This is a genomic window from Pseudomonas sp. BLCC-B112 (assembly GCF_028550695.1).
In the GTDB taxonomy this organism is placed as follows: Bacteria; Pseudomonadota; Gammaproteobacteria; order Pseudomonadales; family Pseudomonadaceae; genus Aquipseudomonas; species Aquipseudomonas danubii.
Genome location: NZ_JAQQGK010000003.1, coordinates 579,805 through 599,629, shown reverse-complemented (window position 1 = coordinate 599,629; position 19,825 = coordinate 579,805). Strand labels below are relative to the sequence as shown.

Sequence of the window (19,825 nt, the reverse complement as noted above, 5' to 3'; positions counted from 1 at the left end):
GTAGATGTTAATCTACGGGGTTTTCAAGGGTGGAGGCCGAGGTCGGAATCGAACCGGCGTAGGCGGATTTGCAATCCGCTGCATAACCATTTTGCTACTCGGCCCCAAATGTCCAATGCCTGAAAAACAACACTGGCCACATACAAACTAGAACGGTTTTCGAGATCAACCTCATCTCGCAACTCTTTGATTTCTAAAGAGTTTTCCCGTTTCCTCGCTGAGGAATGGTCGCAATTATGGACATGTTTTCCATTCCTGGCAACTCCTATTCGATATTTTTTCTGCCGGGCTGTTTCTACAGGTTTCCGGGCGGGCAAATACGCCTCGAAGTCGCCGACGGGGCTGGATGATTGCATAGATCAAGTCCGATAGCTCGCCCTGCCTGTTCCTCACTCACCTACCCGATCGGGTTATGGCGTGTGTGCGGCCGCTCGCGGACAGTAGCGCCAACGGCTCGACCCGGGCTCCTCCCATCAGGTTCAAGGCGGAATTCCAGCATGCGTACAGCATTCCCTGCGGTGTTTGGCGTGGTTCTGATAGTGGCGGCGGCCTGGGTGCAGGCCGAGGAGCCCGCAAGCAAGACGCTGCGGCTGTACAACTGGTCGGACTATATCGGCGAGAACACCCTCGCCGGCTTCGAGAAGGCCAGCGGCATCAAGGTGATCTACGACACCTTCGATTCCTATGAAACCGTCCAGGGCAAGTTGCTGCCCGGGCGCTCCGGCTACGATCTGGTGGTACTCAATGCGGCGCTAGTGCCGCCCTTGATCAAGGCGCGGGTGTTCCAGCCGCTGAACAAGCAGTGGTTGCCCAGTTGGCAAAATCTCGATCCCCAGGTGCTGACAAGCCTGGAGAACTACGACGCCGGGGTGCAGTACTCGGCGCCCTATACCTGGGGCAGCAATGGGGTGACCTATAACGTCGACAAGATCCGTGAGCGGATGCCGGACGCGCCCATCGGTTCCCTGGCAATGCTGTTCGATCCCAAGGTGGTGTCGCGCTTCGCTGATTGCGGAGTGACGCTGCAGGACTCGCCCACGGACATTCTGCCGCTGGTGCTGGCCTGGCTGGGGCGCAATCCCAACAGCGCCGAGCCCACAGACCTCAAGGCCGCGCAAGATGCCTTGATGGCCATACGGCCCTATATCCGCAAGTTCGACTCCACCAGCTACCTCAATGGCCTGGCCAATGGCGACCTGTGCCTGAGTGCGACCTGGTCCGGCGATTACGCCACCGCACAGGCCCGGGCCAATGAAGCGGGGGCACCGGTCAAGCTCGACTATTTCATTCCCAAAGAAGGTTCGCTGATCTGGTTCGACAACTTCTACATTCCCGCCGATGCGCCGAATGTGGCCAATGCCCATGCCTTTATCGAGTACCTGTTGCAGCCGCAGGTGATGGCCGAGGTCAGCGACTACATCCGCTATGCCAATGCCAACCTCAAGGCCACCCCGCTGCTCGCTGCCGAGGTGCGTGACAACCCGGCGATCTACCCCGATGCCCAGACCCGGGAGCGACTGTTCACCCAGAAAATCCAGTCTCCCGCCAGCACCCGCCTGATCACCCGCACCTGGAACATGGTGAAGATCGGCAAGTGATCCATGCCTACCCATTACACGGACGTTGCGTCCAATGGTTCAACCCGAGGTGAAGCCCATGGCCATCCAACCCGAAGCTTTTTTTCAACAGTTCGACGACCCACAACTGGTGGCCGCCGACAAGGCCCATTACATGCACGGCTTTCATATGTTCGACGAGCACCGCGAGCAGGGCTCGCTGAACATCGCTGCCGGTGACGGTGCCTATATCTATGACACTGCCGGCCGGCGCTACCTGGATGCGGTCGGCGGCATGTGGTGCACCAACATCGGCCTGGGCCGCGAGGAAATGGCCGAAGCGATTGCCGATCAGGTACGGCAGTTGGCCTATTCCAATCCGTTCTGCGACATGGCCAACGTCAGCGCCATCCAGCTCTGTGAAAAACTCGCCAGCCTGGCACCGGGGGACCTGAACCACGTGTTCCTCACCACTGGCGGCTCCACGGCGGTAGACACCGCCTACCGCCTGGTGCAGTTCTATCAGAACAGTCGTGGCAAGCATGAGAAGAAGCATGTGATCTCGCGGATCAATGCGTACCACGGCTCGACCTTCCTGACCATGTCCATCGGCAACAAGGCCGCCGACCGAGCTCCCGAATTCGACTTCATGAGCGACCTGTTTCACCACATCTCCTGCCCCAACTACTACCGTGCCCCGGCAGGTATGAGCGAGGCGGATTTCCTCGATTTTCTGGTGGCCGAGTTCGAGGACAAGATCCTCACCATCGGCCCGGACAAGGTGGCCGCCTTCTTCGCCGAACCCATCATGGGCTCAGGCGGAGTGATCATTCCGCCCGAGGGTTATCACCGGCGGATGTGGGAAATCTGCCAGCGCTACGACCTGCTGTATGTCGCCGATGAGGTGGTGACCTCGTTCGGTCGCCTGGGCACCTTTTTCGCCTCCCAGGACGTGTTCGGCATGCAGCCGGACATCATCACCACCGCCAAGGGCCTGACCTCGGGCTACCTGCCCCTGGGGGCCTGCATTTTCTCCGAACGCATCTGGCAGGTGATCGGCGAGCCGGGCAAGGGCCGTTGCTTCACCCACGGCTTCACCTACAGCGGGCACCCAGTCAGTTGCGTCGCGGCGCTGAAGAACATCGAGATCATCGAGCGGGAAAACCTGCTGGCCCATGTCGAGGAGGTGGGGGTCTACATGGAGCAACGCCTGCAGACCCTGGCGCAGTTGCCCCTGGTCGGCAATGTACGCTGCAAGCGGCTGATGGCCTGCGTCGAGTTCGTCGCCGACAAGCACAGCAAGAGCCTGTTGCCGGAAGCCCTGAACATTGCCGAACGCATCCATCTGCGAGCCCAGGCCAAGGGCTTGCTGGTGCGTCCCATCGGCCATCTCAACGTCATGTCGCCACCGTTGATCATCACCCGTACGCAGATCGACGAAATCGTCGATACCTTGCGCGAATGCATCCTCGAGGCTGCAGCCGAGCTGCGCCGTGACGGCCAGTACCTGGGTTGATGAATCGACAACGGGCACCGACAGCACTGCGAATCGGGGTCTTACCCGGCCTGCGCCCGGCAGTTAAACTGCCGGGCATGAGCGCATCTGCCAATCCCCCCAACGCCCCACTCTCCCTCGATGCCCTGCAGGCCTGGCATGCCGGCTTGGCCAAGGCATTCGACAGCGTGGACGATGAGGCCTTCCTCAGCCATCTGGCGGCAGCGCTGAATGCCCTGACCCCCATCGAGTCCATGATGATCAGCCTGGAACGCAAAGGCTTGCCACCCCAGTTGCTGCATGAGCAAGGCATTGTCGGCGCGTACCGCGACGAGATCATCAACCGCTATTTCTCCCGCGGCTACCTGCTCGACCCCTTTTGCCTGGCGGTGGAAAACGGTCTGGCGGAAGGTTTCTACCACCTCTCGGAAATCGCCCCGGACGACTTCTTCGCCAGCGAGTACTACAAGACCTACTACCTCAAGACCGGGGGCGCCGAAGACAGTTACTACATCGTCGATCTCGACCCGCACAGCAAGATTTCCCTGTGCATGTTCCAGGGCTTGAGTGGCGCACGCTTCGCCAGCGAACCCTTGGCGCTACTGCGGGCGGTGGAGCCGCTGGTGCGCGAGCTGATCCGTCGTTTCGGCAGTGCCGGCGGCCTGCAGCAACTGGTGCGACACGCGACTCAGGGTTCGCTGCCGGCCCTGGCTCCGGCCGACCTCAACCAACAGATCGAAGCCGCCTTCATGAGCTTCGGCACTCCGCTACTGACGGTGCGTGAACGGGAGATCGCCCACCTGATCCTGCGCGGTCACTCGGTGAAATCCACGGCCAAGGTGTTGGAAATCTCTCCGGAAACCGTGCGCATGCACCGTAAGAATCTCTATACCAAGCTGGCCATCAGTTCCCAGGCGGAGCTGTTTTCGTTGTTTATCGACTGGCTGACCCAGCGCCCTCAAGCCCCCGCCCATTGAACCGACGGGTGTGTCCAGCTCGCCGCCGCCCCGGAAACGCCGTCAGGTCCCGGAAATCGGACCAGGGCCTGCACAGCTTGTGCAGGCCCTTTTTTCCTCAGTGCATCAGTGATGCATTCAACGGGCCGCCCAGGCGTTGAAGCGCTGCTCCAACTCCTCGCCATGGTCGACCCAGAACGCCGCATCCACCGCCCGCGCGTCCCGCAGGTTGGCCTCGTAGGTCGGCAGTTGCTGCTGCACCGCCTCAGGCAACAGGGGCAGTGCCTGACGATGCACCGGTCCATAGGGAATGTTCTGCGAGAACACCTTCTGCGCCTGGGGCTGGCTGGCGAACAGGATGAAATCTTCGGCCAGGGCCTTGTTCGGCGAGCCTTTGACTACCGCCCAGTACTCCGGATCGTACAGGCTCTGGGGCCAGAGGATACTCAACTGCATGCCCTCCTTCTGGGCCATGGCAATGCGTCCGTTGTAGGCCGCGCTCATCACCACATCACCGGCCACCAGCCATTGCGGAGGTTGAGCCCCGGCTTCCCACCACTGGATGTAGGGCTTGATCTGATCCAGCTTGGCAAAGGCCCGGGTCACGCCTTGCGGGGTGTTGAGCACCTGATACAACTGGGCCGGCGCCACACCGTCCGCCAGCAGGGCGATTTCCAGGGTGTACTTGGCGCTCTTGCGCAAACCGCGCTTGCCGGGGAAGTCCTTGAGGTTCCAGAAGTCGGCCCAGGACCCGGGCGCCTTGGCCAGCTTTTGCGGAGCAAAGGCCATGACCATCGACCAGACGTAGGTGGCCACGCCGCACTCGCTCAGGGTGCCCGGGACGAACTGCGCCGGATCACCAAAGCGGGCCAGATCCAAAGGTTCGAACAAGCCCTCGTCACAGCCGCGCAACAGCTCCGGGCTCTCCACTTCGACCACATCCCAGCTGGTCTTGCCGACATCGACCATGGCCTTGATCTTCGACAGTTCACCGTTGTACTCCCCCGCCACCACCCGGGCCGCCCCGCTCTGGTTGAAGGGTTGGAAATAGGCTTTTTCCTGAGCCTGTTTGGTGGCTCCGCCAAAGGAAATGACGGTGAGATTCTGCGGCTGGGCCCAAGCCCCGGTGCACAGCAGAACCCACGACAATGCAACGCCGCAACGCAAGGTGTTGGACATGAAACCCATCCTCAAAGAAAGCCGGCTCGCCCGCACGAACCCGCACAGCAGGAGCCTGGAAGCGACCGTATTCACGGGCGGTACTGCACCAGGCACTACGAGTCTTGGTCAGCGGTGCAAGGCGCCTGGCGGCACAGGCCGCGTAGCCGGATCGTCACCGTTGCGGGCTCTGTGGCCCCGTTCGCTTGGAGTGTTTGCAACCGGTCCGGGGTGAGCGGACGCGGTCTTGCTCGAATGGCGGTTCATCGCTTGCTCCCTGTTGTTTTTGTAGGAAGAACAAATCGATCGGCAGTGCATCGCCGCAGGCGCCCGTGGCAGTCGGGCAGGCGTATGCAGGGGTTCATTGTTTCCATAACCCGGAACGTTGCGAAACGAGGTTTTTGTGAGGCACAGGCAAGGGAAAAGCTGCTTTGCGGGAAGCTGCTGCAGGTTTTCGCAGGGATCATCAGCCTTGCAGCGAACGCCGCAGGACAGGCAAACAAAACACCCCGCAAGCGCCTAACGCTTGCAGGGTGCAATGGCCGGTCATGTGCCGGCAGGCTTGAGCATCAGTCCAGCACGACCAGCAACCCCGAGATCACCCCGATGCCCATCACCGCGGAGAGCAGCATGCTGCTGGAGACCTCCGTCTCATAGGTCTTGTAGCGCGACGCCAGGATGAAAACGTTAACCGCCACCGGCAACGCCGCCATGATCACCGCAATCTTGATCAGAAAGTCGCTGAGGCCAAACACATACCGGGCGGAAACGAACACCAGCACCGGCAGCACCACCACCTTCAACAGTGCCAGCGACAGGGCGTCGCCCTTGATCAGGCTCTGATTGCGATGCACGGCAAAGGCGGCGCCCAGGGCTACCAGGGCCAAAGGTCCGGTGGCGTTGGTCATCTGCGTGGCGAAAATCTGCAGCGGACTGGGCAACTGCCATTGCAGGACAATGAACAGCACGGCCAGCAGCACCGCCAGGATCAGCGGGTTGGTGACAATGGAGCGGGTCGTGGAGAGCAGCACGCGGCCGATATCCGGCTTGGCCTGCACCTCCTGTTGCGCGGTGAGCTCCATGATCAATGCGCCACCCGCCAGGATCACCAGGTTGTCGGCCATGGTGATCATCAACGTTGGCAAGGCCGCCTCATCGCCAAAGGCCATGACCATCAGGGGCAACCCCATGTACCCCACCACCCCCGAGATGGACGACAACCCACGCAGGCCGGCTACGCGCCCATTGCCGCCCCAGATCAGCCAGCCACCTACCGCGGCGATGATGAAGATCACCAGGCAAGCCAGGTAGTAGGCGCTGAGCAGCCCCCAATCCAGCTCGCCATGGTCCCGAGTGCCCAGGGTCTTGATGAAAATGAAGCATGGCAGGAACAGCCAGAACACGACGCCCACCAGGCCCTTTACTGTTTCCTTGCCGATGACCCCGATCCGCACTATCCAATAGCCGGCGAAGATCATGGCAAACAACGGCATCACCACCGTAAAGACCTTATCCATGAGCAGCATGCCCCCGAACAATCCACCGTTCGGCATACTGCGCCAGTTGCCGGGGGGTGTAGGTCGAGGCGCGGTAGAAATCCATCACCCCGCCCATGACCCGCCGATAGTGGGACTCGATGTCCTTCATCGAGGCCCGCATCTCCACTTTCAGGCTCTCCACTATGGGCCACAGGTCCGCATCGGCCATCGTCGCCACATTCAGCCCTGCCGTTGAATAGTGTCTCAGGGCCTGGCGAATGGTTTGCGGATGCAGGCCGACATAGTTGACGAAGTAACTCTTCTCATCCTGAGTTTCAAGAAAGTCCGGAATATTCAGAACACCGTAATTGGAAAGTGTTTCCAACTTGCCACTCACCGGCCGATAAACACTGGGCACTTGCAAGAAGGCGTCTTCACACTGATGAGCTGCATCGATCAACTTATCCAGATCAAGTTCACAGGAGCCCAGACTTATATTATTGGTCTTGCACAACTTGACCACTTGTTCCAAGGGCGCAATACCCGATCTATTGCCAAAACCGGCGAGCGCCCCTTCAACCATCTGAAAGCCCGAGTGAATGGCTTGCATGGTATTGGCAAGGGCCAGTCCGTTGTCGTTATGGGCGTGCAGGCAAAACACCAGCCGGGGGTAATCCTTGACCAGCTTCGAACACAGCCACTGGGTCACATGGGGCTGCAGCGAGCCCACCGAATCGTTGATCCTGATGATCTCCACCCCCAGGCTGGCAGCCCAGTCGATTTGCCGGCAGATTTCGCCATAGCGCGGCTCAGACACGCCCTGGCGAAAATTATTGAGCACGCTGGCCTTGAATCGGACGGCACCGATGCTGCGGAACGCCTCGATGGCCCGCTCGAACTCCCGCTCGCCCTGTCTGTAGGTGATCATGCCGAAGCTGAACACGGTGTCGGCGATCCACTGGCGATGTTGCTGGCGGGACTGGAAGTAAGCGAAAGCAGTCTCCCAGCAGTTGAGCAGAATGATGAAGGTGGCGCGGGTATCGGCGGGCAGTTCATGGGCTTCCCGGGCCTGATGCAGGCGGTCCCAGACCAGCGGCTCTTCAGGCCCGCAGCCCACCACGAAATCTCTCAAGCCTGCTGCTGCCATGGACTTGAGAAGCGCCACCTTGGCGTCCACGGAAATGGGAAAGGCCGTGCGTTCAATTCCTTCCCGAAGGGTTTCATCCACTAGATAGGGGACCGAATAATCACGATAGCGAATTCCACTTTCAGCCGTCATTGTCCTGCTCCTTGGCGGTTCGATTATTGTTATACCCACTTAGGTTTAAACCTTGAACAACTCCAATAACCGCCACACCATATAACACCAACTAAAAAACACAACCTAAGACAATCCTTAAAAAATCCAGAAACAAACAATGACAAATAAACAGAAAAAAGTGCCTTGACACAAACCCCATAAAACAAAAGAAAAACAATACTCCGCTTTAAATAAACACCCGTTTCAACTTCAATATTTCAGTCTGCAAACAACCGACATTTTTCGCACCCACTCCCTCACCTTGAATCCCCCCTTTGCCCGGGCCTGGCCCAACCCAGCCTGCAGGCCAACCTCAGGGAAGGCTAGAATCCCTCCACCTTCCCCATGCGATTCGACGAGACCCGCTCATGAGCTTCGATTTCGATACCCTGCATCCGCGCCAGGGCACCGGCAGCACCAAATGGAGCCGCTACCCTGAGGACGTCCTGCCCATGTGGGTGGCGGACATGGACTTTGCCGTGGCGGACGGCATTCTCCAGGCCTTGCGCCAGCGCCTCGAGCACCCGCTGCTGGGCTACAGCGTGGCCCGGGATGAACTGCGCGAAGCCGTGGTCGCCGACCTCTGGAACAAGTACGCCTGGCGCGTGCAGCCCGACGAGTTGATCTTCCTGCCCGGGGTCGAGCCCGGGTTCAACATGGCCCTGCACGCCTTCGTCCAGCCCGGGCAAACAGTGCTGGTACAGACCCCCAACTACCGCCCGCTGCGCATGGCCCCGGACAACTGGCGCCTGGACAAGGTCGAAGTCCCGTTCCAGCTCACCGAGCAAGGCACCTATGTCACCCCCATGGACGCACTGCGCCAGGCCTTGCAAGGTGCTGGCGCGATGCTCCTGAGCAACCCCCACAATCCCTTGGGCAAGGTCTTCCCCCGGGAAGAACTGCAAGCCGTGGCCAACGCCTGCCTGGACCAGGGCGCACTGATCATTTCCGACGAGATCCATGCCCAGCTGTGCTTCGACGGACGCCGGCATATTCCTACCGCCTCCCTGAGCCCGGAGATCGCCCGGCGCACCATCACCCTGATGTCGGCGAGCAAGGCCTACAACATCGCCGGGATGAAGACCTGCTTCGCCATCGTCCAGGACCCGGCCACCCGCCTGGCCTTCAACAACGCCCGCGCCGGCATGGTGGACAGCGTCAGCCCCCTGGGCCTGGAGGCGACCCACGCCGCGCTGACCCACGGCGGCCCCTGGCTGCAGGCGCTGCTCGGCTACCTGCAGGACAACCGTGACTACCTGCTGCACGCGGTGCAGACCCGCTTGCCGGGCATCCGCATGCACGCCCCACAAGGAACCTACCTGGCCTGGCTCGACTGCAGCGAGCTGGGGCTGGACGATCCCTACGCCTTCTTCCTCAAGGAGGCCAAGGTCGGCCTCAGCGCCGGACTGGAGTTCGGTGACGACTGCGGGCAATTCGTGCGACTGAACTTCGGTTGCCCGCGGGCCATGCTCGAAGAAGGCATCCAGCGCCTGCAGGACAGCCTGCAACGGCGCTGAGCGCCCCACCTCCCACAGCCGCCTCCCGCTACCGCAGCCGCCAGACTCCCGCCCCTGGCGCTGCGCCCTGCCTGCACCACGCCACACGCCGCCCCGCCCCGACCCTGGCGCGAACCATGCCCAGCTACATGCTCAATGGATCCATAAAACCCGATCAATGGATCCATAAACCTACAAGCCCCGATAAACAGCCGATTACCGAACACTAAATCAACGTATTTGTTTGACACCCCCAGAGCGCGAACCATTTAATGGATCCATTAAATAAAAACAACAAACGCCTGGAGAGACGTCATGTACCCCAAGAATGCCTGGTACGTTGCCTGCACCCCCGATGAATTGCAGGACAAGCCCCTGGGCCGGCAGATCTGCGGCGAACGAATGGTGTTCTACCGCGCCCATGAAGGTCGGGTCGCCGCCGTCGAGGATTTCTGCCCCCATCGTGGCGCCCCGCTGTCGCTGGGTTATGTCGAGAACGGCAACCTGGTGTGCGGTTACCACGGCCTGGTGATGGGCTGCGACGGCAAGACCGTGGAGATGCCCGGCCAACGGGTTCGCGGCTTCCCCTGCAACAAGACCTTCGCCGCGGTCGAGCGCTACGGTTTCATCTGGGTCTGGCCCGGCGATCAGGCCCTGGCCGACCCGGCGCTGATCCATCACCTGGAATGGGCCGACAACGATCAGTGGGCCTATGGCGGCGGGTTGTTCCACATCCAGTGCGACTACCGGCTGATGATCGACAACCTGATGGACCTGACCCACGAAACCTACGTCCACGCCTCCAGCATCGGCCAGAAGGAGATCGACGAGGCGCCACCACAGACCACAGTGGACGGCGATCAGGTGGTCACCGCCCGGCACATGCACAACGTCATGCCGCCGCCCTTCTGGCGCATGGCCTTGCGCGGCAACCAGCTGGCCGACGACGTGCCGGTGGACCGCTGGCAGATCTGCCGCTTCAGCCCGCCCAGTCATGTGCTGATCGAAGTCGGCGTGGCCCATGCCGGCCACGGTGGCTACGACGCCCCTGCGCAGTACAAGGCGTCGAGCATCGTGGTGGATTTCATCACCCCCGAAAGCGACACCTCGATCTGGTACTTCTGGGGCATGGCGCGCAACTTCAATCCCCAGGACCGGGCGCTCACCGAGAGCATCCGCGAAGGCCAGGGCAAGATTTTCAGCGAAGACCTGGAGATGCTCGAACGCCAGCAGCAGAACCTGCTCGCCCAACCCCAGCGCAGCCTGCTCAAGCTGAACATCGACGCCGGCGGCGTGCAGTCGCGACGGGTGCTGGAACGCCTGATCGCCCAGGAGCGCGAGCCCCGAGAAGCGCTGATCGCGGCAAGCCGTTAAGCCCTCCCCCGAACCCGACAGGCTGGTGGCGCGGATGCCGCCACCGGCGAGGACCGATGATGATCGACGTACTGGTGGTCGCGCGCCACGACGAAGCCCTGGACATCTGCAGCTTCGAACTGGCCGCGGCCGACGCAAGCCCCCTGCCCGCCTTCAGCGCCGGCGCCCATATCGACGTGCACCTGGCCAACGGCCTGGCGCGCCAATACTCCTTGTGCAACCACCCCGAAGAACGCCACCGCTACCTGATCGGGGTGCTCAAGGATCCCGCCTCGCGAGGCGGTTCAAGCAGCCTGCACCAAGAGCTGCAGGTGGGCGCGCGCCTGCGCATCAGCCAGCCACGCAACCTGTTCCCCCTGGCCCCCGGCGCGCGACGCAGCCTGCTGTTCGCCGGCGGCATCGGCATTACCCCGATCCTCAGCATGGCCGAGCAACTGGCCCACAACGGCGCGGATTTCCAGCTGCATTACTGCGCGCGCTCGGCCGAGCGCGCAGCCTTTGTCCAGCGCCTGCGGCAATCGCCTTTCGCCGAGCGGGTCAGCCTGCATTTCGACGAACAGCCCGAGACTGCCCTGGATATCGCTCACGCCTTGGCCGAGCCACAGGATGATGTGCACCTGTATGTCTGCGGCCCCGGCGGTTTCATGCAATACGTGCTGGACAGCGCCCAAGCCCTGGGCTGGAAGGAACACTGCCTGCATCGCGAATATTTCAGCGCCGCGCCCGTGGACCACAGCGCCGATGGCAGTTTTGCGGTCAGGCTGGCCAGCAGCGGACAGGTGTTCCAGGTGCCGGCCGATCGCAGCGTGGTCCAGGTGCTGCAGGACCAGGGCATCGAGGTGGCGATTTCCTGCGAACAAGGGATCTGCGGCACCTGTCTGACCCGGGTGCTGGAGGGGGTGCCGGAGCACCGCGACCTGTTCCTCACCGAGGACGAACAGGCGCGCAACGATCAGTTCACGCCCTGCTGCTCCCGAGCCAAAACCCCGTTGCTGGTGCTGGACCTCTAGCGCCACTCACGGCGAGGGCAGGATCAGCTTCATGCGCTCATCGGCCAGCGCCGAGCCGAAGATCTCGGCGTAACGCAAGGTGGCGTTGGCATGCTCGCGCATCAGCGCTTCGGCCCGCGCGCCCTGGCCGTTGACCAGGGCGTCGAACACCGAGTGATGCTGCATATGGGCGTAGTTGAAGCGCCGGTATTCCCGGGCCATGTCCTGGCGATCCACCGCCAGGGCGGTGACCGAGGCGAACGGCAGATGGTCGTTTCGCGCCAGGGCATCGGCGATCGCCGGGTTGCCGCTGCCCGCCACGATCACCTGGTGAAAACGCATATTGAGGTCGTGATAGACCTCCAGGTCTTCCTCGTTGACATAGCCCTTGTCGAACAGCGCATCGCCCTCGACCAGACAGCGCTCAAGGATCGCACGGCCCTCGGCCGACAGCCCGCGCTCGGCGGTCTGGCGCGCCGCCAGGCCTTCCAGCACACCACGCACCTCCACCGCCCCGGCGATGCCCTCGGCGCTGACCGAGCGCACCTGAAACCCGCGGCCACCGAAACGCACCAAGAGGCCTTCCTGCTCCAGGGTGCGAAAGGCCATGCGCACTGGCATGCGCGACACCCCGAAGCGCTCGGCGGTCGGCACTTCCATCAAGCGCTCGCCTGCCGCCAGCTCGCCCGAGGCGATCATCTTGCGCAGCGCGACCAGCACCGTTTGACCGGGTTTACTCATGCGGGCAGCTTCCTGAAAAAACGGGCGGCCATCATAACGCAGAGCCCACCACAACACGCATCCCGACACACCCTGTAGCCGCTGCTGAGCCTGCGAAGCTGCGCAAAGGTCCGCAGGACCTTGCCTGACGATCTCCCGCCGAACCTCCAGCGCCCTTGGAATCGCCGCGCCTGCTGCGTCGGAATGCCACCCAAGCCGTTCGCAGCCTTCGGCAGCGGCTACAGGTTTTTCACAACGACAGCGGGTAACTGACGATCAACCGGGTCTGGTCGAAGTCGCTGTTGAAGCTGCGCCGGTTGGTGGCGTTGTTCAGCCGCAGGCTGAGGTTCTTCAGGCTGCCGCTCTGCAGGGTGTAGCCGATTTCGGTATCGCGCTCCCACTCATGGCCATCCTTGCCGGCCTTGGTGGTGGCGTTGTCGCCACGCCCGTAACGCACCATGGCCAGTAGCCCGGGAACCCCGGAAGCGGCGAAGTCATAGTCGTAGCGCAGTTGCCAGGAACGCTCGCCGGCGTTGCTGAAGTTGCCGTTGAACATGTCGTTGCCCAGGGTCCGGCCGCTGCTGCCGTAGACCGACATCCAGGGGCTGTCGCCACTGACCTTCTGCACCCCCAGGTACAGCGTGTGCCCGGCCCTCGCCGCGGAGAACAGGCCATAGGCGGTGTGGCTGTCGATGCGGCCGATGCGCGCGCTGCCATCGTCGCGATCGATGAAGTAACCCAGGTTGCCCCCCAGCACCCAATCGCCCACCGGCTGTTTGTGCTGCAGGTTGAAGTAGCTCTGGCGGTAGATGTCCTGCAGTTGCGAATGCCAGGCGCCGAACAGGGTGTGCTGCTGGTTGAAGCGGTAGTCGGCACCCACATAGTTGAAACCATCGGACTTCACCCCAGGCGCGGCCCAGGCCGACAGGTCCTGCATGTCTGACGAGTTGCGCAGGCTCACGGCCCGGTACTGCCCGGCCTGCAGGCCCAGGCCGTCAATCTCGCGGGACACCAGCATGGCCCCTCGAAAGGTCTGCGGCAGCAGGCGGCCATCGTCATAGCGCAGCAGCGGCACATCCGGCAGCAGTTCGCCGAGCTTGAACTCGGTGGCGGAAATCCGCGCCTTCAAGGCCGCCCCGGCGCGGCCGAAATTATCCGCGGCGCGGCCATCGTCGTGCACCGGCAGCAACTCCGAACCGCTGACCTGGCGGCTGCTGTCGAGCTTGAGGCCGAACAGGCCGATGGCATCCAGGCCAACCCCCACGGTGCCTGGGGTGTAACCAGAACTGAACTTGAGGATGAAGCCTTGGGCCCACTCCTCGATCTGCCCCTTGGGCGCGTCGTGGTCGCGAAAATCCCGGTTGAAGTAGTAGTTGCGCAACAGCAGGTCGGTCTTGCTCCCCTCGAAGAAACCACTGTCGTCGCCAGCCCAGGAAGGGCCGCACAGGCCCGCAGACAGGCAAGCCCCGACCAGGGAACGGCACAGCATCGGATGACGGGTGTTCATTATTATTGTTCTCCGCTTTGCATAGGCGCAGCCGTGCCCCGACAGGCCGGCAACGGCCCGTCCACTCACGGATGCGCAAAAAACCCGGCCTGGGCGGCCGGGGGTTATTCAGAGGGCCGGATCAGAAGGGATACTGACGCGGCCGGTGTTGCAGGCTGATCCAGTGGTCCCGGGTGAATTCGTCGATCGCCCAGTCGCCGTTGAAGCGTCCCAGCCCGGAGTTCTTCTCGCCCCCGAAAGGCGCGTTGGCCTCATCGTTCACCGGCACATCGTTGATGTGAGTCATGCCGGCGCGCACCTGGCGGGCGAAGTTCACCCCGCGTTCCAGGTTGCCGGTGAACACCGCGCTGGACAGGCCGAACTCGCTGGCATTGGCCAGCTCCAGGGCATGGGCTTCGTCCCGGGCGCGCAGCAGCCCCACCAGCGGGCCGAATATTTCATGGCGCGCCAGGTCCATGTCGGCGCGCACCTCGCCGTAAACATGGGGCGCCAGCAGATTGCCGTTCGCACCGCCCTCGTACAGTGGCTCGGCGCCCTGCTCGCGGGCCAGGGCGATCTTGTCCTGAAGGCCCTGCAACTGGCGGGCGTTGATCACCGGGCCGATCACGGTCTCCAGCGATTGCGGATCACCCACCTTGAGCTGCTTGACCCGGGCCACGAAGCGCTGGGCAAAGGCGTCGTACAGCCGTTCATCGACGATGATCCGGTTGATCGCCATGCAGATCTGCCCCTGGTGCAGGAACTTGCCGAACACCGCGGCGTTCACCGCTTGCTCAAGGTCAGCATCGTCGAGCACCACGAACGGGCTGTTGCCTCCCAGCTCCAGAGCCACATGCTTGAGATGCTCGCCACCACTGGCGATGCGGCCGATACCGCGCCCCACCGGGGTCGAGCCGGTGAAGGTGATCAGCGCCGGCACCGGGTGCTCGACAAATGCATCGCCAATCTCGCTGCCAGCCCCCACCACCACACTGAACACCCCGGCGGGCAGCCCCGCTTCCTCGAAGATCCTGGCCAGCAGCAGGCCACCGCACACGGGGGTATCGCTGGCCGGCTTGACCACCACCGCGTTGCCCAGGGCCAGGGCCGGGGCGATGGAACGCTGGGTCAGGTGCAGCGGGAAGTTCCACGGGCTGATCACCCCCACCACCCCCAGGGCGCTGCGGTAGACGCGGCTTTCCTTGCCCGGCACATCGGACTCGACAATCCGCCCATGGACCCGCGCCGGGAACGACGCTGCCTCCAGGGTAATGGCCCGCGCCGCGCCCCATTCGGCCAGGGCCTTGATCCGCGTGCTGCCGGATTCGCGGATGATCCAGTCGACGATCTCTTCCTGGCGCTGGTCGAAGATCGCCACCGCCCGATGCAGCACCGCCGCGCGCTGCGACGGGCCCAGGGCCGCCCATTGCGGCTGCACCTGGGCGGCCTTGGCATAGGCCGCATCCAGGTCGCTGCGGTTGGCCTGGGCCACTTCCAGCAACAGCGCGCCGTCAAACGGATTGGTCACCGCAAGGGTCTTGCCGACGGCACCGGCGCGCCACTGTCCGGCGATGGGTTGCAGATGCAGATCGCGATAGACCGCGTTGGATTCACTCATGAAAAATCTCCTCATGGAACAGCATGCATAAACCGATGTGTCACCCAAAAACCGGCTTGTATGGGGGCGGGCTTGTGTAGGAGCTGGCTTGCCAGCGAAGACGCCCGCAAGAAACACACAAGACCCAAGGCCCTCTTCGCCGGCAAGCCGGTATCTACACGGCAGCGCGTTGTTCGATCAGCCGCAGCAGACCGAGCAGGGTTTCGGTGTGGGGCACCGCCACCCCCGCCTCTCGCGCCCGGGCCACTACCTGGCCGTTGATCGCGCCGATTTCCGTGGGCCGCCCGGCCAGCACGTCCTGCAGCATCGAGGGCTTGTGGGTGCGGTGGTTGGCCATGGCAAAGGCCACGCTATCCAGGCAGCGCTGGGCATCCAGCACTATCCCCCGGGTGCCGGCCACGGCCACCACCTCCATGACGATGGCCCGGGCCAGCGCCACGCCTTCCGGCGCCGCGTCCAACTGGCCCACGGTGCAACCAGTGGCCGCGCACAGGCTGTTCAAAGCGGCGTTGAAGGCGACCTTCTCCCAGATCGAAGTCCAGACCTCGGGGTCCACCGCGCAGTTGAGCCCGGCCGCGTCCAGCACCGCCGCCACCTCTGTGCTGGCCTGGCGCTCACCCTCGTCGAGGGCCAGCATCCGGACCATGCCCTGGCCGTGGGAATGCACCTGCCCCGGCCCGACCATGTCGGCCGGCCAGTTGGTCATACCGATCAGCACCTGCCGCGGGGCCACATGCCGCGACAAGGCTTCGGCGTTGCCCAGGCCGTTCTGCAGGGTCAGCACCCGGGTGTGCCCGGCGATATGCCCGGCCACACTGCGCAAGGCGCTGTCGGTGTGCAGGGTCTTGGTGAAGACCAGCAACAGGTCCGGGTGCCCGCTGGCCTGTTCCGGGCGGCAAGCATTGAGGCCGGTGATGCGCCGCTCGCCGTGGTCGGTCGCCAGCAACAGGCCATCGCGCTGGATCGCCGCAAGGTGCGCGTCATTGATGTCCAGCAGCGTTACCTGCTGCCCGCTTTCCGCCAGCAGGCCGCCAAACAGCGAACCCATGGCGCCCGCGCCGAGAATGGTGATGTGCATCGAACCTCCTGATTGAATGGCCGTTTCAAGGACTGCGTTCATGACTGGCCCGGCAGGCGCCGGGGAATGTGCCGGCGCACGATCAGCAGCGCGAGCAAGGCCATGAGCATCACCGAGCCCAGCAGCGTCAGGTACCCATGGGCCCCGCCCTGGGTGATCACCAGGGCCCCGGCGAAGGCACTGAGGATCGCCCCCAGGCGCCCGAAGGCCAGGGCCGAAGCGGTGCCGGTAGCGCGCACGCCGGTCGGGTAGATGAAGGCGCACAGCGCGTACATGGTGGACTGCACCGCGTTGACGAACAGGCCGTGCACGCCGAAGCCGAAAATCAGCAGACCGGTGTTCTGGTGGATATCCACCACCTGCAGCAGGAAGGCGCTGGCCGCGCCCCCGGCACAGCAGATCAGCAGCGGCCAGAACGAGCCCCAACGGGTGATGGCCAGCGCACAGACCAGCGCACCGATGACCCCGCCGAGGTTGTAGGCGGTCAACCCGGAACCGGCCACCGACAGCTCCAGGCCTTCGGCCAGGAGCATGGTCGGTAGCCAGCTGAAGGCGCTGTAGACCGCGGTCAGGCACATGAAGAAGGCCACCCAGAGGGCCAGGGTGTCGCGTCCGTAGCCCTGGGCGAACAAGGCGCGGAAACCGCCCTGCTTCTCGCTCTTCTGCTCCAGGGCATCGCTGTAGCTCACCCCCGAGGCCATGGGCCGCCCCATGCGCCCCAGCAGGGCGTTCAACTCAACCCAGCGCTGCGGTCGACGCGCCAGGAAACGCGGCGACTCCGGCAGCGTCGCCAGCAACACGAAGCCCAGCACGATGGGCAGGCTGCCACCAATGAAGAACAGCGTGCGCCAGCCATAGAGCGGCAACACATGGGACGCGAACAGCCCCGCCAGCATCCCGCCCAGGGGCACGCAGACAATGGTCGCGGTCACCGCCAGGGTGCGCCGCCGCGCCGGGGTGAATTCGGCCGTCACCGTGGTCGCGCTGGGCAGCGCGCCACCGATGCCCAGCCCGGCGATAAAGCGCAGCACCGCCACCGCCAGCGCATTGGGCGCCAGGCCAATGGCGCAGGTGGCCGCGCCGAACACGAACACGCTGGCGATGACCGCCATGCGCCGGCCGAAACGGTCGGCGAACAGCCCGGCACAGGCGCTGCCGATGCCCATGCCGATGAGCCCGGCCGCCACCGCCGGGGCGAACGCCTCGCGGGTGATGCCCCACTCCTTGATCATCAGCGGAATGGCGAAACCGATCAGTTGGCCGTCGAAGCCGTCCATGACGATGGACAGCGCCGCCAGGAACACCACCAGCTTCTGCATGCCGGTGAAGGGGCCATGGTCGAGCAAGGTGCCGATGTCGGCATGGGAGGCAGCGGAGCGCGCCGGCTGGGGCGCATTGTCGATCGCTGCAATGACCGTAGTCGTGTTCATAACCACCTCTTTTTATTCTTCTGGTGAGTCCGCAAGCTGCGGTGGGCACGGCCGGGCAGCTGGCCCGGCAACAAGACAGTCCTCAGGGTTCGATGGTCAGGGTCGGCACCTCGATCAGCACCGGGCGCTGGCCCGCCAAGGCCGCGCTCAAGGCCTCGGCAAATTCCTCGCGGGTATTGGCCTGCACCGCGTGCACGCCATAGCCGCGGCCGATGGCGCAGAAATCAAGGCCGGGCACGTCCAGCCCCGGCGCATCGCTGACCTGCAGCACGTCGGCGAACCAGCGCAGGGCGCCGTAGGTGCCGTTCTTGAGAATGATCAACACCACCGGGACCTGGTACTGGGCGGCGGTCCACAGCGCGGTGATGCCGTAGTTGGCCGAGCCGTCGCCGATGATCCCGATCACCCGCCGCTCGGGCCGGGCCAGTTGCACCCCCACCGCCGCCGGCAGGCCGAAGCCCAGGCCACCAGCCGCCGGAAAGTAGTAACTGCCGGGTTCACGCATCTCCACCCGCTGCCAGAAGGCACCGACGGTGGAGGTGGATTCCTTGACGTAGATCGCGTCCTTGGGCGCCAGCTCGTTGATCACATCGAACACGGTTTCCGGGCGCAGCAGGCCGCCGCTTTCCGCGACCGGCGCAGGCGCTGGCAAGGCTGCCGGCTGCGGCCGGTCGCACTCCGGCAGCGCCCAGACCAGGGCCTGCAAGGTCTCGGCGATGTCCCCCACCAGCGCATCGCCCATCGGCGCCCGCGCCGCCTCGGCCGGGTCGCAGGTGATGTGCAGCAGCTCAGTGCCCTCGGGCAGGTAGTCCCCCGGGGCGAACTGGTGATAACGGAACACCGGGGCGCCCACCACCAGGATCAGGTCATGCTCCGCCAGGCAGCGACTGATGCCGGCGATGGCGGCCGGCAGCACCCCACGAAAGCTCGGGTGGCGGGTCGGAAACGGGCAGCGGGACGCGGACGGCGCGACCCAGGCCGGCATACCGAGTCGTTCCGCCAGTTGCACCGCCAGGTGGTTGCTCTGGCTGCCGTCCACATCCGGTCCCAACACCAGCACCGGGTTACGCGCCGCCGCCAGGCGCTGCACCAGATGGCGCAATTGCGCCGCCGCGGGCAGCCCGGCGCTGGCCACATGCCGCCGGGCCAGATGCTCGACCCCGGCCGGTGCCGGACGGGCCCAGTCGTCGTAGGGAATCGACAGGTACACCGGGCCCTTGGGCGCCTGGCTGGCCATATGGATGGCCTGGCTCAGGGCCCGGGGCACATCCTCGGCGCAAGCCGGTTCATGGCTCCACTTGACCAGGGGCTTGGGCAGCTGTGCGGCATCGACATTGGCCAGCATGGCTTCGACACCGATCATCGAACGCACCTGCTGGCCGGCGGTGATCACCAGCGGGCTGTGGGAGTACCAGGCATTGGTCAGCGCCCCCATGCCGTTGCCGGTGCCCGCCGCCGCGTGCAGGTTGACGAAGGCCGGCCGGCCACTGGCCAGGGCGAAGCCGTCGGCCATGCCGACCACCGCGCCTTCATGCAGGCCGAGGATGTAGCGGAAGTCTTCAGGAAAGCCCTTGAGAAAGGGCAGCTCGTTGGAACCCGGGTTACCGAACACCGTGGTCAGGCCGTGTTGCCGGAGGATGTCGTAGGAAGCGCTATGGACGGTTTTCATAGGGACCTTTGCCGCTGCTTTT

General features: G+C 63.8%; 15 protein-coding genes and 1 tRNA gene. 6 read left to right on the top strand and 10 right to left on the bottom strand.

All coding sequences use genetic code 11. The features are described from left to right. Positions 1-30 precede the first annotated feature (30 nt). Positions 31-104: transfer RNA gene (locus PQT43_RS11465), tRNA-Cys, on the bottom strand. A 393-nt stretch (positions 105-497) separates the two neighbouring features. On the opposite strand from PQT43_RS11465, the gene PQT43_RS11460 reads away from it, so the two are divergent. The 3 genes from PQT43_RS11460 (at position 498) to PQT43_RS11450 (ending at position 4,028) form a co-directional block, all read left to right on the top strand. Further along, positions 498-1,598 carry a polyamine ABC transporter substrate-binding protein gene (locus PQT43_RS11460; RefSeq protein ID WP_267268381.1) on the top strand — a complete coding sequence of 367 codons (1,101 nt, stop codon included), beginning with the start codon at positions 498-500 and terminating at the stop codon, positions 1,596-1,598. A 58-nt stretch (positions 1,599-1,656) separates the two neighbouring features. After that, positions 1,657-3,072: an aminotransferase gene (locus PQT43_RS11455; RefSeq protein WP_267268382.1), complete on the top strand. Its 1,416-nt coding sequence runs from the start codon at positions 1,657-1,659 to the stop codon at positions 3,070-3,072. A gap of 77 nt (positions 3,073-3,149) precedes the next feature. Further along, on the top strand, positions 3,150-4,028 hold the full coding sequence (locus PQT43_RS11450; protein WP_267268383.1) for a response regulator transcription factor: 879 nt from the start codon (positions 3,150-3,152) through the stop codon (positions 4,026-4,028). Between the two features lie 117 nt (positions 4,029-4,145). Here the strand turns inward: PQT43_RS11450 and PQT43_RS11445 are convergent, their stop codons facing one another. The 3 genes from PQT43_RS11445 to PQT43_RS11435 form a co-directional block, all read right to left on the bottom strand. After that, positions 4,146-5,186: an ABC transporter substrate-binding protein gene (locus PQT43_RS11445; RefSeq protein WP_267268384.1), complete on the bottom strand. Its 1,041-nt coding sequence runs from the start codon at positions 5,184-5,186 to the stop codon at positions 4,146-4,148. Positions 5,187-5,734: 548 nt separating this feature from the next. Beyond that, complete coding sequence (locus PQT43_RS11440) at positions 5,735-6,682, bottom strand: AEC family transporter (RefSeq protein WP_267268385.1); 948 nt, start codon at positions 6,680-6,682, stop codon at positions 5,735-5,737. Beyond that, positions 6,675-7,922 carry a pyruvate carboxyltransferase gene (locus PQT43_RS11435; RefSeq protein ID WP_267268386.1) on the bottom strand — a complete coding sequence of 416 codons (1,248 nt, stop codon included), beginning with the start codon at positions 7,920-7,922 and terminating at the stop codon, positions 6,675-6,677. The genes PQT43_RS11440 and PQT43_RS11435 overlap by 8 nt, the downstream gene beginning before the upstream one ends. A gap of 389 nt (positions 7,923-8,311) precedes the next feature. On the opposite strand from PQT43_RS11435, the gene PQT43_RS11430 reads away from it, so the two are divergent. The 3 genes from PQT43_RS11430 to PQT43_RS11420 all read left to right on the top strand — a co-directional run bounded on the left by PQT43_RS11430 (position 8,312) and on the right by PQT43_RS11420 (position 11,823). Continuing rightward, positions 8,312-9,460 (top strand): MalY/PatB family protein, encoded by a 1,149-nt coding sequence (locus tag PQT43_RS11430; protein WP_272753935.1) that lies wholly within the window; start codon positions 8,312-8,314, stop codon positions 9,458-9,460. A 294-nt stretch (positions 9,461-9,754) separates the two neighbouring features. Further along, positions 9,755-10,813 (top strand): aromatic ring-hydroxylating oxygenase subunit alpha, encoded by a 1,059-nt coding sequence (locus PQT43_RS11425; RefSeq protein ID WP_253085334.1) that lies wholly within the window; start codon positions 9,755-9,757, stop codon positions 10,811-10,813. Positions 10,814-10,872: 59 nt separating this feature from the next. Beyond that, a complete protein-coding gene (locus PQT43_RS11420; RefSeq protein WP_253085335.1) occupies positions 10,873-11,823 on the top strand; it encodes a PDR/VanB family oxidoreductase in 951 nt (316 codons plus the stop codon). Between the two features lie 6 nt (positions 11,824-11,829). Here the strand turns inward: PQT43_RS11420 and PQT43_RS11415 are convergent, their stop codons facing one another. From PQT43_RS11415 to mdlC, 6 genes are all read right to left on the bottom strand, one after another. Beyond that, complete coding sequence (locus PQT43_RS11415; RefSeq protein WP_253085336.1) at positions 11,830-12,543, bottom strand: GntR family transcriptional regulator; 714 nt, start codon at positions 12,541-12,543, stop codon at positions 11,830-11,832. A gap of 229 nt (positions 12,544-12,772) precedes the next feature. Then, positions 12,773-14,029, bottom strand: coding sequence for an OprD family porin (locus PQT43_RS11410; protein WP_267268388.1), 1,257 nt, complete (start codon positions 14,027-14,029; stop codon positions 12,773-12,775). Positions 14,030-14,150: 121 nt separating this feature from the next. After that, positions 14,151-15,626 carry an aldehyde dehydrogenase family protein gene (locus PQT43_RS11405; RefSeq protein ID WP_159893162.1) on the bottom strand — a complete coding sequence of 492 codons (1,476 nt, stop codon included), beginning with the start codon at positions 15,624-15,626 and terminating at the stop codon, positions 14,151-14,153. Between the two features lie 154 nt (positions 15,627-15,780). Further along, positions 15,781-16,704, bottom strand: coding sequence for a ketopantoate reductase family protein (locus PQT43_RS11400; RefSeq protein WP_159893160.1), 924 nt, complete (start codon positions 16,702-16,704; stop codon positions 15,781-15,783). 38 nt (positions 16,705-16,742) lie between these two features. Then, a complete protein-coding gene (locus tag PQT43_RS11395) occupies positions 16,743-18,134 on the bottom strand; it encodes an MFS transporter (protein WP_159893158.1) in 1,392 nt (463 codons plus the stop codon). A gap of 82 nt (positions 18,135-18,216) precedes the next feature. Continuing rightward, positions 18,217-19,803: a benzoylformate decarboxylase gene (gene mdlC / locus PQT43_RS11390; RefSeq protein ID WP_267268389.1), complete on the bottom strand. Its 1,587-nt coding sequence runs from the start codon at positions 19,801-19,803 to the stop codon at positions 18,217-18,219. Positions 19,804-19,825 lie beyond the last annotated feature (22 nt).

What these genes read in the sequence shown, in the direction of transcription:
- PQT43_RS11460 (WP_267268381.1), top strand. Translation starts at nt 498, where the DNA reads ATGCGTACAGCATTCCCTGCGGTGTTTGGCGTGGTTCTGATAGTGGCG.
- PQT43_RS11455 (WP_267268382.1), top strand. Translation starts at nt 1,657, where the DNA reads ATGGCCATCCAACCCGAAGCTTTTTTTCAACAGTTCGACGACCCACAA.
- PQT43_RS11450 (WP_267268383.1), top strand. Translation starts at nt 3,150, where the DNA reads ATGAGCGCATCTGCCAATCCCCCCAACGCCCCACTCTCCCTCGATGCC.
- PQT43_RS11445 (WP_267268384.1), bottom strand. Translation starts at nt 5,186, where the DNA reads ATGTCCAACACCTTGCGTTGCGGCGTTGCATTGTCGTGGGTTCTGCTG.
- PQT43_RS11440 (WP_267268385.1), bottom strand. Translation starts at nt 6,682, where the DNA reads ATGGATAAGGTCTTTACGGTGGTGATGCCGTTGTTTGCCATGATCTTC.
- PQT43_RS11435 (WP_267268386.1), bottom strand. Translation starts at nt 7,922, where the DNA reads ATGACGGCTGAAAGTGGAATTCGCTATCGTGATTATTCGGTCCCCTAT.
- PQT43_RS11430 (WP_272753935.1), top strand. Translation starts at nt 8,312, where the DNA reads ATGAGCTTCGATTTCGATACCCTGCATCCGCGCCAGGGCACCGGCAGC.
- PQT43_RS11425 (WP_253085334.1), top strand. Translation starts at nt 9,755, where the DNA reads ATGTACCCCAAGAATGCCTGGTACGTTGCCTGCACCCCCGATGAATTG.
- PQT43_RS11420 (WP_253085335.1), top strand. Translation starts at nt 10,873, where the DNA reads ATGATCGACGTACTGGTGGTCGCGCGCCACGACGAAGCCCTGGACATC.
- PQT43_RS11415 (WP_253085336.1), bottom strand. Translation starts at nt 12,543, where the DNA reads ATGAGTAAACCCGGTCAAACGGTGCTGGTCGCGCTGCGCAAGATGATC.
- PQT43_RS11410 (WP_267268388.1), bottom strand. Translation starts at nt 14,029, where the DNA reads ATGAACACCCGTCATCCGATGCTGTGCCGTTCCCTGGTCGGGGCTTGC.
- PQT43_RS11405 (WP_159893162.1), bottom strand. Translation starts at nt 15,626, where the DNA reads ATGAGTGAATCCAACGCGGTCTATCGCGATCTGCATCTGCAACCCATC.
- PQT43_RS11400 (WP_159893160.1), bottom strand. Translation starts at nt 16,704, where the DNA reads ATGCACATCACCATTCTCGGCGCGGGCGCCATGGGTTCGCTGTTTGGC.
- PQT43_RS11395 (WP_159893158.1), bottom strand. Translation starts at nt 18,134, where the DNA reads ATGAACACGACTACGGTCATTGCAGCGATCGACAATGCGCCCCAGCCG.
- mdlC (WP_267268389.1), bottom strand. Translation starts at nt 19,803, where the DNA reads ATGAAAACCGTCCATAGCGCTTCCTACGACATCCTCCGGCAACACGGC.